This is a genomic window from Hymenobacter agri (genome assembly GCF_054778495.1).
On the sequence record NZ_BAAGZM010000051.1, the window covers coordinates 1 to 13,964 of the forward strand.

The following is a 13,964-nucleotide window of genomic DNA, read 5'->3' on the forward strand; positions in this document are numbered from 1 at the left end:
GCCGGCGTCAGAAACGAGAGCCAGCCCCAGGCGGCGGGACGTTCCTCGGCCTGCGGCAGCCGGGCCATGATGCGCGTGGGCAGTTTATCGAAGTAGTCGGCGGGTGGCTCGCTCAGCAGCGGGCGGGGCCGCCGGGGGTGCGCGTCGAGCTTAAAAGCAGGTTTCATGAGCATTTGATGATAACAAATGTCCGACGTTTAATTCAACGGATAAAAATTTGTATAAGGACGGGCTTAGTCGTCGGTAGTGCGGGTCACGTATTCTTCCACTTTTTTCACGGCGTGGTGGTAGCTGGCTTTGAGCGCGCCGACGCTGGTGCCGGTTACTTCGGCCATCTGCTCGTAGGGCATCTCGTCGTAGTAGCGCAGGTTGAAAACGAGGCGCTGCTTGTCGGGCAGGCGCAGAATGGCTTTTTGCAGCTTCAGCTCAATCTCGTCGCCGGCCAGGGCGGGGTCGGCTTCAATTTTAGCAGCCAGTTCGGCGCCCACGTCGGTGAGGGGCAGCAGAAACTTGCGGCGCTTGCTGCTGAGGAAGTTCAGGCACTCGTTGGTGGCGATGCGGTAAATCCAGGTGAAGAGCTGGGCATCCTGGCGGAAATTTTCGAGGTGCTTCCACACCTTTACGAACACATCCTGGGTAAGGTCGTCGGCGTCGTCATGGTCTACCACCATCTTGCGCACGTGCCAGTACACCTTGCTCTGGTACTTGCGCACGAGCTGGTTGAACGCGAGGTTGCGCGAAGCCGGGTTCTGAAACTTGAGTAGGATTTCGTGGTCTTCCAAACGCGCGATGCTTGCAAAAGGACTTCTTCGAGGGCTTAAGGTCGGCAATGTTTAATGAGCCGGGAAAATAATCTACCAACCGACCCTGGCCTTTGCGCGAATATTGCGTTCAATCAGAACATTATCTCTGAATCGCCAACGCCGGCCATTTAGTGCCAACTGATAGATAAGCCTTGCAAGCCGGGGGTTCGATTACTTTGCCGGACATTCCCCTCAGCTACGCCTTCCACCTTTCCTCAGCCCCAATTACGATAATGAAAACACTGCGCCTTGCCCTCGACTGGACGCCTAACACCAACCACACCGGCTTTTTCGTTGCCCAGGAGCTGGGATTCTATACTGCTGCTGGCCTCGACGTACGTCTCCTCAGCCCCGCCACCGATGACTACGCCACCACCCCCGCCAAAAAACTGGAGCTGGGCGAAGTTGATTTCGCCGTGGCACCCTTCGAAAGCGTCATCAGCCTCAACACCAAGCCAGCCCGGGTGCGTGCCGTGGCCATTGCGGCCCTACTGCAGCAGGACATCAGCTCGATTGCTACGCTGACTGCCAGTGGCATCGCCCGGCCCCGCGACCTCGACGGTCGCACCTACGCCTCCTACCGCGCCCGCTACGAAGACGCCATCGTGCGCCAGCTCGTCATCAACGACGGCGGCACAGGCGATTTCACGGTTACCTATCCCGACAAGTTGGGCATCTGGAACACGCTGCTAACCGGCGCTGCCGACGCCACCTGGATTTTCGATAACTGGGAAGGCGTGGAAGCCCACACGCAGGGCGTGGCGCTGCGCACCTTCGCCCTCGCCGACTACGGCATTCCCTACGGCTACTCGCCGGTGGTGATGGCCACGGCGCAGGGCATCGAGGCCCACCGCGCCGAGTACACTGCCTTTGTGCAAGCCACCAGGCAGGGCTTTCAGTTTGCCCTCAGCAACTTGCAGGAAGCCACCGACATCCTGCGCCCACACGTGCCCGCCCGCGACGCCCGCCTCATCGACCTGGCGACAAGCCAGGCCGCGGCGGCCGCGGCTTACGGCGAAGCCAGTACCTGGGGCACCATGGAGGCCAGCCGCGTCGACGCTTTCCTAGACTGGTTGATTGCGCACGGCCTGGAAACCGCGGCTGTGAGAAGCCTGCCGCTGTTTACCAATTCGCTGCTTCAGTAACGGGGACTAACTAACGGCAACCGAGCTAGCAATGCACCGGCCCAGCACCTACGGGGCTGGCGCCCATTCGCCAATACCAGCAAGGCGAGATGTTCGTCGTGGCCGGCCGCTATTTCGGGCACGAGGCTGCACTTGGCCGCTCTGCGCGCGGGCATTCGGCGGCCGGTCACCTTGCACATGCTTCGGCACTCCTACGCTACGCATGTATTGGAAGCGGGCACCGATATCCGTATCATCCAGGACCTGCTGGGCCACAGCAGCAGCAAAACCACCGAGCTATACACGCATGTTGCGCAACGCACCCGCCCGGCCTCCCCGCTCGACAGCCTCGGCCTTTGATTGGCAAGTAGCGGGTAGCATGCTACATTTGGTATGCTACCCGCTACTCGGGTGACCTCTGTGTAGCGGGTATCTAAATTTTACAAGCCATTTTAAAAGACGACAGAATGAATGTAAAGAGTATTGTAGTAGAACAACTTGACTGGAACGCAACTTCCAAATCACTAACTCTTGAACCAGACCATAATGGACAATTATGGGTTGCCTTCCCGACTGACTATGATGAACCAAGAAATAGTCCATTCTATTTCCAGCATCCTAACTATGACAAAAAATTTAATGAAGGTTTTGCAGAATGTCAGGCAAGAAGAATAACAACAAATAATTTTTACGAATTAGACGGAGTATTCACATACAAAGCGACTTGGCAAAACATAACGACCGAAAGAAATAGCATTAGCTATTACGCCTTGTATTTACCTGAATTTGCTGTTCCGGTTGACATTAAACTATTAGCCCCGTTCTCCGAAGGACGACAGTATAAACGGACTGTATTTAAGGATGAACAACAACCAAGGTATATTATATACTTACAATGTACATCAAGGTTTGGCAGTTTTAGTTTTGACATAATTTGCAAGTTTAAAATAGACAAAGAAGGTTTCTCTGACAGTTCATACACAGACGAATTTCAACAAGATTTTTATGCAAGACCAGAAGAATGGAAATATTTTTTAAATCAAACTGAACGTGAAAAAGTTGAACAATATTTTATAACAACAATGGGTGACCAATACCATATTAATCAAGCAGGTGCAGTCGGACCAAATTCATCTGCGAACAACAATGTCTTTAATCAGACAAATTATACGCTGCCAGACAATACAAATTATGAACTACTTAGTTCAGAACTTGCAAAGTTGAAACAAGAATTAATTTCAAAAGCAACTTTACCTGAACACTACATAGCAATAAGTGAAGTAGCAAATGCAGAAGAAGCCACAAAAAACAAAGACGGTAACAAGGTTGTAAAATCCCTGTTGACTGCTGGCAAATGGGTTTTAGACGCAGCAACTGACATAGGGACAAGTGTTGTAGCAGAAATTATTACTAAACAAATCGGAGGCTAACTTAACATACGAAAGAAAAACGGCTTATAACACGGGTTTTGCGTCAGGCGGGCTGAGGTGCAAGATTTGAGCATCAGTTTTTCAATTGAACTTTAGTAATCAATTGGGCATTTGTGCATGGAAACCCGCCCGTCGCAAAGCCCTATTCGTTGGGCGTCGCACTAACAGCAATTTCCAAAAACTAAAAGCCCCCGCAACTGCCTGGGTTGCGGGGGCTTCTATCAACTACACATAAGTTACTTCTTCCGCTTCATCACGGCCTCCACGGCTTTCACGATGGCGGCTTCGTTGAGGTTGTATTTCTCCATCAACTGGTCGGGGGTGCCGCTTTCGCCGAAGCTGTCGTGCACGGCCACCATTTCTAGGGGCAGGGGCTCTTCGCGGGCCAGCAGCTGGGCGATGCTGTCGCCGAGGCCGCCGTTCATCTGGTGCTCTTCGGCGGTTACCACGCAGCGGGTTTTGCGCACCGAGGCGAGGATGGCCTCATCGTCGAGCGGCTTGATGGTGTGGATGTTGATAATTTCGGCGTTAATGCCCTTCTCGGCCAGGAGCTTGCCGGCGAGCACGGCCTTCCACACGAGGTGGCCAGTGGCGAAAATGCTCACGTCGGTGCCTTCGTTCAGCGTCCAGGCTTTGCCGATTTCAAACTTCTGGTCGGCGGGCGTGAAGTTGGGCACCACGGGACGGCCGAAGCGCAGGTACACCGGGCCGTGGTGCTCGGCGATGGCGATGGTGGCGGCCTTGGTCTGGTTGTAGTCGCAGGGGTTGATGACGGTCATGCCGGGCAGCATTTTCATCATGCCCAGGTCTTCCAGAATCTGGTGCGTCGCGCCGTCTTCGCCCAGCGTGAGGCCGGCATGCGAGGCGCAGATTTTCACGTTCTTATCGGAGTAGGCGATGCTCTGGCGAATCTGGTCGTAGACGCGGCCGGTGCTGAAGTTGGCGAAGGTGCCCGTGAACGGGATTTTACCACCAATGGTCATGCCGGCGGCCACGCCCATCATGTTGGCCTCGGCAATGCCCACCTGGAAAAACCGGTCGGGATGCGCCTTTTTGAAGGCATCCATCTTAAGCGAGCCGGTGAGGTCGGCGCAGAGGGCCACCACGTTGGGGTTAGTTTCGCCCAGCTCGGCCAGGCCAGCGCCGAAGCCGCTGCGGGTATCTTTCGATTCGGTGTAGGGAAAGTCTTTCATGGGGAGTTGAAGAAAGAAGCTATTTCAGATTTAGAAGTAAATTTTATCACGGCCGCAATAGCCGCGCGTTCCATTATTGATGCAGCCCATGGGCCTTTTACGCGACGCCATATTGAGCGGAATGCCGTCGCCATACACCATTTCGAGGGTTTTATCGGCCCGGTGGCATTTCGGGCAAATCCAGTAGCCCAACACGTTTCTACGAACTGTGACCGGATAAGTCAGGCTGGTTTCGGATGACGAAGCGTTTAAAGTACCCACGTAAAGCGTGTCGGCCATAACGCCCCGATAGAAAACATCGATGGGCTGACCAGCATTTTTCAGTTCGCAGAGTTGAAAGTGAAATGGCCCTTTCGCTGCAATTTGCTGGGTTTCGCCAATGCTGCCATCCGCTGGTTTAGCAATAAGCAACCCGGCCCTCAAATCAGTAGCCGCCAACAACGTACCGCTGATGCAACCAACTGGCGCAATCTGGGCGGAGATGAGGAGGTAAAACAGAATCAGGTTCAAGCTTGTCATTACTTACCAAAAATGGCGACCGAAGTCGTCTGCCCGCTCCGGATACTAAAGTTGCGCACATCCGTGAACTTGCTGCCGGTGCTGGTGCCGGTGCGGAACACCAGCCGGTAGGCGCCCGGCTGCATGGGCAGGTTCATTTTGCTGCTGCTGCCTTCGGGCAGGCTGTAAATCCAGGTTTGTGATTCGTCGTCGTTGAGCTGATAAATGCTGCCGTAGCCTTTGAGGTCGGAGGTGATGTTGAGCGTGCCCGGCGCGGCGTAGGTAACGGTGGTTTCCTGGCCCTGCTTCACCGTGATGCGACGCACGGTGCGGGGCAGCGTGAGCACCTCGACTTCGTAGTTGCCGGCCAGCAGCTTCTGGCGAGTGCCGAAGGTGTTGGCCGTCACGGTGGCGCGGTCGGGCGTGCGCACTACGGCGCGCATGGTGCCGTAGGGGTTGGGCGAGAGCGGCGGGTTTTCGAGCCAGAGCGTGCCCTGCGGCGTTTTGTAGGTCAGCACATTGGCTTTGCCGGGGGTGATGGGCAGGTTGGCCTGGCGCACCGGCGGCACGGTGTTGATAACGAGGTCGTAGCTCTGCAGCGCGTCGATGTCGAGCACGTCGGGGCGGCCCTGGGCGTCGCGGTAGTGCACGTAGTTGTACTCGGGCTGGCCGGTCACGTTGTTGACGAAGGTGAGGTTGACGTTGCTTTCTACGGGCTTGCCGGCCGCGTCCGTCAGGTTCACGGCCACGGTGGTTTTGCTTAGGGTTTTGGCGATGACGTCATTCATCACGGTGCGAAACGTGGCCACTTCGGCGGCGTTGTAGTACTGCCCCAGGCATTCAAGCTGCCGCCCAAAATCCCGCTCGGCCCCAATCCCAATCACAAACGGCTTCAGAAACACGCGCTTGCGCTGCAGGGCCAGCGAGGCCGCGCAGGGGTCGCGGTTGCACGATTCGAGGCCGTCAGTGATGAGCAGCAGCACGTTGCGGGAGGTTTTATCGCTGGGGAAATCGTTGGCCGACTGCTCCAGCGAGTACGTAATGGGCGTGTTGCCCTGGGCTTTCAGCTCGGCCAGCTTCTTCTTGATGGCCGCCGCGTTGCGCGGGGCAAACGGCACTTCGAGGCGCGAATCCTCGCAGTTTTTGTCGGCGTTTGGAAACTGGTGGCCGTACACGCGCAGCGCCACTTCGAGGTTGGGGTAGCTGTTGAGCGAGTCCACCATCTTGCTGAGCATGCGTTTGGCCACGTTCCAGCGCGGCTGGCCTTCCCAGGGCGCCATCATCGAGCCCGAGGCATCGAGCAGGAAGAGAATGCGCGTGACTTTGGGTTTTTCGGCCGGGGCGTTCTGGGCAGTTGCTTCCCGGCCGATAAGCAGGAATAGCAGCATCGCCCAGACGGCAAACCTCACCCCCCGGCCCCCTCTCCCCAGGAGAGGGGGAGCCGAACGATTTCGTTCGGGAGTCGTCTGGCTCCCTCTCTCCTGGGGAGAGGGGGCCGGGGGGTGAGGTGCCGACGTTCGCACCTTAGTAGTCGCCGTCGGTACCGGTTTTCAGCTGGCCGAGGGCGTCGGCGAGCTGCTTGTCGTTCGGCGCGACGCCGTGCCACTTGTGGCCGTCCATCATGAAGTCGACGCCGAAGCCCATTTTGGTGTCCATCACGAACATGATGGGCTTGGCTTTGCCGGTGGCGGCCACGCAGTTTTCGAGCATGGGCAGCAGGGCATCGAAGTGGTTGCCGTCACCCTCGAACACCTGCCAGCCGAAGGCTTTGAACTTAGCGCCGATGTCGCCGAGGCCGCCGATTTCGTCGGTCGAGCCGTCAATCTGCTGGCCGTTGCGGTCTACGATGGCAATGAGGTTGTCGATTTTCTGGTGCGAAGCGTAGAGGGCGGCCTCCCAGTTCTGGCCTTCTTCCAGCTCACCGTCGCCCATTAGCACGAACACGCGCTGCTTGTCGCCGTTCAGCTTTTTGGCTTGAGCCGCGCCACAGGCCACGCTCAGGCCCTGGCCCAGCGAGCCCGAGGCCACGCGGATGCCCGGCAACCCTTCGTGGGTGGTGGGGTGGCCCTGCAGGCGCGAGTTGATTTTGCGGAACGTAGCCAGCTCGCTCACCGGGAAGTAGCCCGAGCGCGCCAGGCACGAGTACATGGTGGCCGAGGTGTGGCCGTTCGACAGGAAAAACAGGTCCTGGTCTTTGCCGTCCATGTCGAAAGGCTCGGGGTGATGTTTCATCACCTTGAAATAGAGCGCCACCAGCAGGTCGGTGATGCCGAGCGAACCGCCGGGGTGGCCCGAGTTCACGGCGTGCACCATGCGCAGGATGTCGCGGCGGACCTGGGTGGCAATTTCTTTCAGCTCGTCGTTGGTCTTCTCGGGTTTTTCGACGGTTTTGGCGGTGGTGGGGTCAGACATAGGTCGGAAATTGGGTTCGGTGGGTAAAGGTAAGCGACGTAAAGCGGCCAAGCTAACACAATCGATTGACTATGCTCTATTCGCCATAAATGGCCTTTTTAGCCGCTATTTCAGCAGCTGCGCGGCGTGCTCCTTGGTATCAGGGCGCTTGATGACGCGTTCAATCAGGCCGTTTTCGTCAATCAGGAACGTAGTGCGTACGGTGCCCATGTAGGTTTTGCCGTAGTTCTTCTTTTCCTGCCACACGCCGTAGGCTTCCACAATCTTCTTCTCCGTGTCGACGAGCAGCGGAAAAGGCAGGTCGTATTTCAGGGCGAATTTCTTGTGCGCGGCCTCGCCGTCGATGCTTACGCCAATCACCTGAATGTTGCTGGCTTTCAGTTCCTCCTGGTGGTCGCGCAGGTTGCAGGCCTGGGCGGTGCAGCCGGGCGTGTCGTCTTTGGGATAAAAGTAGAGGGCCACTTTCTGGCCGCGGTAGTCGTGCAGGCTGATGGTGTTGCCGTCCTGGTCCTGGGCGGTGAAATCGGGGGCGGGCTGGCCGGGTTCGGGAAGCATTCTGTGAAGGGTTGAGTTTTGAATGTTGAGGGTTGAGTTTAGGTGTTTTCGTGTTGGGTTGAATAGTAAAAGCTGTTTTGCCTGTGATGTCGCAACTCGAATGCTTTCCCATTCAACACTCAATATTCAACACTTATAACTGCAGTGGAATCACCCGCTCGTTGCCGGCCTGGTCGGTCAGGCGCAGCTCGGCGGGGCCGTGCAGCTTGGGGCCCAGCGTGTCGCCGGCCACGGTGAACAGCAGCGCCTTCTTGTGCTCGAAGCGCAACAGCCGGAACTGCCCGCCAATGAGCAGGCGGTAACTAGCCAGCCCCGACATATCATCGCCGACATTAAACAGCAGCTGCCCGCCGGCCCGGCCCGTGAGGCTGCCCTGCGGCGCCTTGGTATCGGTGAGAATGCGGTAGGACGCGAACTGCTTGATGACGGCCGTAATTTGCCCCTTATCGTCCCATTTGCCGCCTACGTAGGCCTTGCCCCCGGCCAGCGTAGCCGCGTAAATGGCGGTGCGCTGCGGGTCGGCGGGCGGGGTGGCGGGTTTCAGGGTGAGGGTGGCCGTGTGGTAGAGCGGCTGCAAGGGCGAGCCCACCGTCCAGAAGCCGCTGCCAGTGGCCTCGGGCTTGAAGGCGGTATTGAGGTAGAGGTTGTCGAACAGCGTTTCGGGCCCAAACACCAAGTTGAGGTGGTTGGTGGCGTAGCTGAATTCCTTGTGGGCCGGAATCATCACCTGCCGGTCGAACTTCTTGGTGATGCTACCGAAGCGCACCGAATCGGGCAGGCCGGCGCGCAGGTCGTAGAGGTACACGTTCTGGCCGTCCTGGCAGTAGCTGGGGCGCACTTCGAGGCGGCGGTTGCCGCGCAGCAGCAGCAGGTTGGCGGGCACCGAATCGGCCGGCTCGGCCACGCCCTGCCACAGCAGCTGCTCCCGAATGAGGGCGTATTTGGCGATGGGGAAGCGGTGGCCGGCGGGCAGGGCCAGCGTGTAATGGTCGGAAGTGGCGAGGCGGGGCATACGCCGCAGGTACTGCGAACCGGGGCCGGATGTTTTGGAGCGGTTCGCGGTGGCGAGAATCCCAAACGTCATGCAGAGCGTAGCGAAGCATCTTTACTGCGATACTAATTTATTGCATTGCGCGGTAAAGATGCTTCGCTGCGCTCCGCATGACGTTCAGTCGGCATGTTTTGAACAATATTATCTACTTCAGAAAAATATTTATTAATTATTTTTGAAAATAATTTGCGCAATTAAAATTAATCCTCAATCTTTGTCGCACCAAAAGCAAACAACCATGTACCGCCACCTGACATTCACCAGCAATTCGGATAAGAAGCAGCCAGAACGGCTGTCTCCGCTCGGTATGTTTGCCTGATTTCAGCTTCGGCTGAAACCCGCTGCGCCCGAGCCCATAACGCTCGGGTTTTTTGTTGTTTGTCGGTTTATCAGCCGCTTACCTCTTTTCACCCATGCACAGTATCCGCCCCAAATACCTGCCTAAACAGTGCCAGCTCCGCCCCGATGGCGGCTCGCTGAACCGGTGCGGTCGTGCTTTTCTTCCTGCCTGGAGGCGTCGGTAATTCCGACGTAACTCCCGCGAAAAAGAAAAGCCCGGCCCACAAAAAGCCGGGCTTTTTCGTGTTATTAATTGCCAAATAAAAACGTGTTTTTATTTGAACGGAAGACGTGCGTCTAATTCAAATTGAAATTAATTATCACAATCATAATTGCCGCAATAATTAATAGCTGAAATAGCCGGCCCGTATAATTTACTCCCTTCCCACTTTCCAAAATTCCCCATTATGCGCTTCAACTTCTTCTCCCGAAACAGCGCGCCCACCGTCAACCACGAGGGGGCGCCCGCCTTCACCCTCACGCCGCAGCTGGAACTGTACGCGGCCGTAGCCACCGCCGCGCTCAGCGACCAGTTCTATGAAAAGGCCGAGACCCGGCTGGCGCGCCTGCGCGAGCTGGTGGCCAAAAACGAGCCCCGATTCGTGGCCCAGCTGGCGGTGTATGCCCGCGAAAGCCTGCATTTGCGCTCGGTGCCGCTGGTGCTGTGCGTGGAGCTGGCCCGGTTGCATCGCGGCGACAGCCTCGTGAGCCGCCTGGTGGCCCGCGTGGTGCAGCGCCCCGACGAAATCACCGAGTTGCTGGCCTTCTACGCCCAGGCCAACGAGCGCGGCGGTACCAAAATCCTCAACCGCCTCTCGAAGCAGCTGCAAAAAGGATTGGCGCTCAGCTTCAACCGTTTCGACGGCTACCAGTTGGCCAAGTACGACCGCGACGGCGCGGTGCGCCTGCGCGATGCCCTCTTCCTCGTGCACCCGAACGCGAAAGACGTGGCCCAGCAGGTCCTGTTCGACCAGTTGGTGCGCGGCGAATTACCCACGCCTTATACCTGGGAAACCGAGCTGTCGGCGGTAGGGCAGGGGGGGTTCGCCTCGGATGCGGAACGGCAAGCGGCCGTGCGTGCCACCTGGGAAACGCTGATTGCCAGCGGCAAGCTGGGCTACATGGCCCTGCTCCGCAACCTGCGCAACATTCTCGAAGCCAATGTTTCGGCCACGACGATGGAGAAAGTGTGCGACACGCTGGCCGACCGGTTTGCGGTGGCGCGCAGCAAGCAGCTGCCTTTCCGCTTCCTGGCCGCCTACCGTGAGGTGAAAGCCTTGCCTGGCGGTTACGTGGCCGGCGTGCTGGCAGCCCTCGAAACGGCTATTGCGCACAGCGCCGTGAACCTACGTGGTTTTGGGCACGACACCCGCGTGGTGGTCGCCTGCGACGTGTCGAGCTCCATGCAGCAGCCCATTTCGCCGCGCAGCAAAGTGCTGCTCTACGACGTGAGCCTGGTGCTGGGCATGTTGCTCCAGAGCCGTTGCCAGCACGTCATTACCGGCATGTTCGGCGATACGTGGAAGCGCATCGGCATGGCGCGTGGGCCGGTGCTGCGCAACGTGGAGGAATTCTACCAGCGCGAAGGCGAAGTGGGCTACTCCACCAACGGTCACTTGGTCATCAAAGACCTGCGGATGCGCGCCGAAGTTGTTGATAAGGTGATGATGTTCACCGACGTGCAGCTGTGGAACAGCACCGGCGACGGTGGCACGCTGGCCCAGGAATGGGCGCAGTACCGCCGCACCGTGGCGCCCCACGCCAAGCTCTACCTTTTCGACCTGGCCGGGCACGGCACCGCCCCGCTGGAGGTGCGCCCCGAAACGGGCGTGGCCCTCATCGCCGGCTGGTCCGACAAGGTGTTCGACGTGCTGAGCGCACTCGATAACGGCGGCTCGGCGCTGACGGAAATCGAGAAAATTGACTTGTAAAACCTGATGCAAACCCGGCCGGACAATAAAGCGGAACCCCGGCCGCTCCTGAAATAAAACCGGTGCCGTAGCTGCGACATACTTCGCTGCCAATACGATGGAAGCTGCAAGGCTTCGTTGGGCTAATAACCCAAAGTCGGGAGTCCAGCAATTGTTGCCCGGTTTTAATTGCGATAATTTGGGTGCCGTAGGCGGGCGCTACTTCGTGGTAAAGTTTTCGGTTGAATTTTGATTCATCTCGCGGGTTCGAATCCCGTCTCCGCTTCGGGCGGAGGACGAAAACACTGCGCCTGCCGCCTGTTGCCCCAATTTTTAGCGTTTCTAAAATAAAAACGATATGACTACCGTTTAAAAAACTGCCGACATGAGGAAGACGGCTGCCCACTTGGGGCAGTCGCCGACCGGGACGGAGCCGCCGCCAAGGCGGCACGTCCCACCTCGGCCAGCTCCGCATGGTTCGGGTGCCGTAGGCGGGCGTTACTTCGCTGGTGAAAATCTGACTGTTAATCAGAGTTTAGGGTTCGACTCCCCTTCCGTGGCTTCGGCCGCGGTTGATACGCCTGCCGCCTGTTGCCCCGAATTTCCGGAGAAAGCCGGGTGAAATACGTTTCCGGATGGGTGCCGTAGTCAGGCCTTACTTCGTCCCTGATAGGTGCGGTTGCGGGTTCGACTCCCGAAGTGCTGCCGCGAGGCAGGGCGAAAACGAATTGGTAGAGCCGTACCAGTTGGCCGGGCGCCTGTTGCCCCAGCCGGAAACAAACGCTTGTATCGGGTGCCGTAGGTGGGTGTTCCTTCGTTTAAGTTGTTCCGATAGGAGCCGGGGGTTCGAATCCCTCCTTCAGCTGGCAACGGCTGAGGTGGCTGAGTGGTCGAAAGCGCAATTCCGTTTAAGTCATCCGCCGCTTTTTGCCCCGATACAATTCTTTCCAACTCCGTCGGGTGTCGTAGCCCGGCCATACTTCGCACTTTTAATGCCCAGGTCGCGGGTTCGAATCCCGCCGGCAGCTGCGCAAGCGGCGGCCGTAGCTCAGGGGTAGAGCAGGATATAGAAGGCCGGGCGCTTGTTGCCCCGGCGGAGTCTGGAATTGATGTAGAGACGCGACACTTGGCGTCTCGGCGTTGAACGGTCTGCGCAAGCATCGTTTGACGAATTCGTTCAACGTGGAAACGTGAAGTGTCGCGCCTCCACAGCTCACGGCCGGATGCCGTAGGCCTGCGTTCCTTCGACCTGTCACGTCGCCTTTTGGCCCAACGCAGGCCGGCTGTTGCTCCGGCTTTTTTCTTGATAAAACGGGCTGGTACCGTAGCACCGTCCTACTTCGCTAAGGGACTATGGGGTCGCCGGTTCGATTCCGGCCCATGGGTTTCGGCCCGCGATAGCTCAGTTGGTTAGAGCACATAATGCAGGCGGTGCGCCTGTTGCCCGGCCCGGTTTTATTTTTCTTTTCATTCAACGATGGTAGCCTGAATACACGCTGCCACCTCGTGCAACCACCAGTCATATGGCTAATATTTTACGTGGCAACGACCTTCGCGCCCTCGGGTTTCCGGAAGGTCGGGCCATCGGGCTCGCGCTGGCGCAATTGCAGCGCAAGCACCTCAAAAAACTCTCGCAAACCGACCAGTTGGCCTTGCTGACGCAACTCGTGGCCAACCCCACCGACTACCTCACCCACCTCGACTGGAGCCATACGGCCGCCGCGTTGCTGCCCCCGCCCAACCGCCACATTGCGCTGGTCGAGCGCAAGGACTACGCCGTGTTTGGGGCCGAGCACATCGAGCCGGGCGCCATCCACCAGATGGAAACGGCTATGAAGCTGCCCGTGACCGTGGCCGGGGCGCTCATGCCCGACGCCCACCACGGCTACGGCCTGCCCATCGGCGGCGTGCTGGCGACGGATAACGCGGTAATTCCCTACGCCGTGGGCGTCGACATCGGCTGCCGCATGGCCTTGTCGGTGTTCGATTTGCCGCCCAAATACCTCACCCAGCGCACCCAGGAACTGCGCCGCCTGCTGCTCGACAACACCCGTTTCGGCAGCGGCCGGGGCTTCGAGCGCGGCCAGCGCCTCGACCATGCCGTGCTTGACCGGCCCGAGTTTCAGGAAATTCCCTTCCTGAAAAACAAGCTTGATAAAGCCGCCGAGCAGGTGGGTACTTCCGGCTCCGGCAACCACTTCGTGGAGTTCGGCATTGTCGAAATTACCGACGTGGAAAACGAGCTGGGCGTGCCGGTGGGCCAGTACCTGGCCGTGCTGTCGCACTCCGGCTCGCGGGGCCTGGGCGCGGGTATTGCCGAGCGCTACACCAAGCTAGCCAAAGACGTGTGCCAGTTGCCCGGCGAAGCCCAGCACCTCGCTTGGCTCGGCCTCGACACCGAAGCCGGCCAGGAATACTGGGCCGCCATGACTCTGGCTGGCGACTACGCCTCGGCCTGCCACGACCAGATTCACCGCCGCCTGGCCAAAGCCCTCGGCGAAAAGCCGCTGGCGAAAGTGGAAAACCACCACAACTTCGCCTGGAAGGAGCGGCTGGCCGATGGCCGCGAGGTCATCACGCACCGCAAGGGGGCCACGCCGGCCGGCGCGGGTGTGCTCGGCATCATTCCCGGCTCGATGACGGCCCCCG

General features: G+C 58.4%; 12 protein-coding genes. 5 read left to right on the top strand and 7 right to left on the bottom strand.

The annotated features are described in order from the left end of the window. Positions 1–233: 233 nt before the first annotated feature. Complete coding sequence (locus tag ACYVDE_RS04870; RefSeq protein ID WP_460500345.1) at positions 234–782, bottom strand: RNA polymerase sigma factor; 549 nt, start codon at positions 780–782, stop codon at positions 234–236. 254 nt (positions 783–1,036) lie between these two features. Here ACYVDE_RS04870 and ACYVDE_RS04875 point away from each other — a divergent pair, with 254 nt between their 5' ends. The 3 genes from ACYVDE_RS04875 (at position 1,037) to ACYVDE_RS04885 (ending at position 3,357) form a co-directional block, all read left to right on the top strand. Next, positions 1,037–1,948 carry a periplasmic binding family protein gene (locus tag ACYVDE_RS04875; RefSeq protein ID WP_460500346.1) on the top strand — a complete coding sequence of 304 codons (912 nt, stop codon included), beginning with the start codon at positions 1,037–1,039 and terminating at the stop codon, positions 1,946–1,948. A 132-nt stretch (positions 1,949–2,080) separates the two neighbouring features. After that, positions 2,081–2,287, top strand: coding sequence for a site-specific integrase (locus tag ACYVDE_RS04880; RefSeq protein WP_460500347.1), 207 nt, complete (start codon positions 2,081–2,083; stop codon positions 2,285–2,287). Positions 2,288–2,394: 107 nt separating this feature from the next. Beyond that, positions 2,395–3,357 carry a hypothetical protein gene (locus ACYVDE_RS04885; protein ID WP_460500348.1) on the top strand — a complete coding sequence of 321 codons (963 nt, stop codon included), beginning with the start codon at positions 2,395–2,397 and terminating at the stop codon, positions 3,355–3,357. 236 nt (positions 3,358–3,593) lie between these two features. Here the strand turns inward: ACYVDE_RS04885 and ACYVDE_RS04890 are convergent, their stop codons facing one another. The 6 genes from ACYVDE_RS04890 to ACYVDE_RS04915 all read right to left on the bottom strand — a co-directional run bounded on the left by ACYVDE_RS04890 (position 3,594) and on the right by ACYVDE_RS04915 (position 9,027). After that, positions 3,594–4,550 (bottom strand): transketolase family protein, encoded by a 957-nt coding sequence (locus ACYVDE_RS04890; RefSeq protein ID WP_460500349.1) that lies wholly within the window; start codon positions 4,548–4,550, stop codon positions 3,594–3,596. Positions 4,551–4,580: 30 nt separating this feature from the next. Then, positions 4,581–5,060, bottom strand: a complete 480-nt coding sequence (locus ACYVDE_RS04895) for a hypothetical protein (protein WP_460500350.1) — start codon at positions 5,058–5,060, stop codon at positions 4,581–4,583. An 8-nt stretch (positions 5,061–5,068) separates the two neighbouring features. Continuing rightward, positions 5,069–6,436: a vWA domain-containing protein gene (locus tag ACYVDE_RS04900; RefSeq protein WP_460500351.1), complete on the bottom strand. Its 1,368-nt coding sequence runs from the start codon at positions 6,434–6,436 to the stop codon at positions 5,069–5,071. 136 nt (positions 6,437–6,572) lie between these two features. Further along, positions 6,573–7,460, bottom strand: coding sequence for a transketolase (locus tag ACYVDE_RS04905; protein ID WP_460500352.1), 888 nt, complete (start codon positions 7,458–7,460; stop codon positions 6,573–6,575). A 105-nt stretch (positions 7,461–7,565) separates the two neighbouring features. Next, entirely contained in the window at positions 7,566–8,015 is a 450-nt protein-coding gene (bcp, locus tag ACYVDE_RS04910; RefSeq protein ID WP_460500353.1) for a peroxiredoxin, read from the bottom strand. A gap of 133 nt (positions 8,016–8,148) precedes the next feature. Beyond that, on the bottom strand, positions 8,149–9,027 hold the full coding sequence (locus ACYVDE_RS04915) for a hypothetical protein (RefSeq protein ID WP_460500354.1): 879 nt from the start codon (positions 9,025–9,027) through the stop codon (positions 8,149–8,151). Positions 9,028–9,812: 785 nt separating this feature from the next. On the opposite strand from ACYVDE_RS04915, the gene ACYVDE_RS04920 reads away from it, so the two are divergent. Both ACYVDE_RS04920 and ACYVDE_RS04925 read left to right on the top strand, forming a co-directional pair. Beyond that, positions 9,813–11,336 (top strand): TROVE domain-containing protein, encoded by a 1,524-nt coding sequence (locus ACYVDE_RS04920; protein ID WP_460500355.1) that lies wholly within the window; start codon positions 9,813–9,815, stop codon positions 11,334–11,336. A 1,502-nt stretch (positions 11,337–12,838) separates the two neighbouring features. Further along, the coding region (locus ACYVDE_RS04925; protein ID WP_460500356.1) for an RtcB family protein at positions 12,839–13,964 on the top strand (1,126 nt) is incomplete at its 3' end.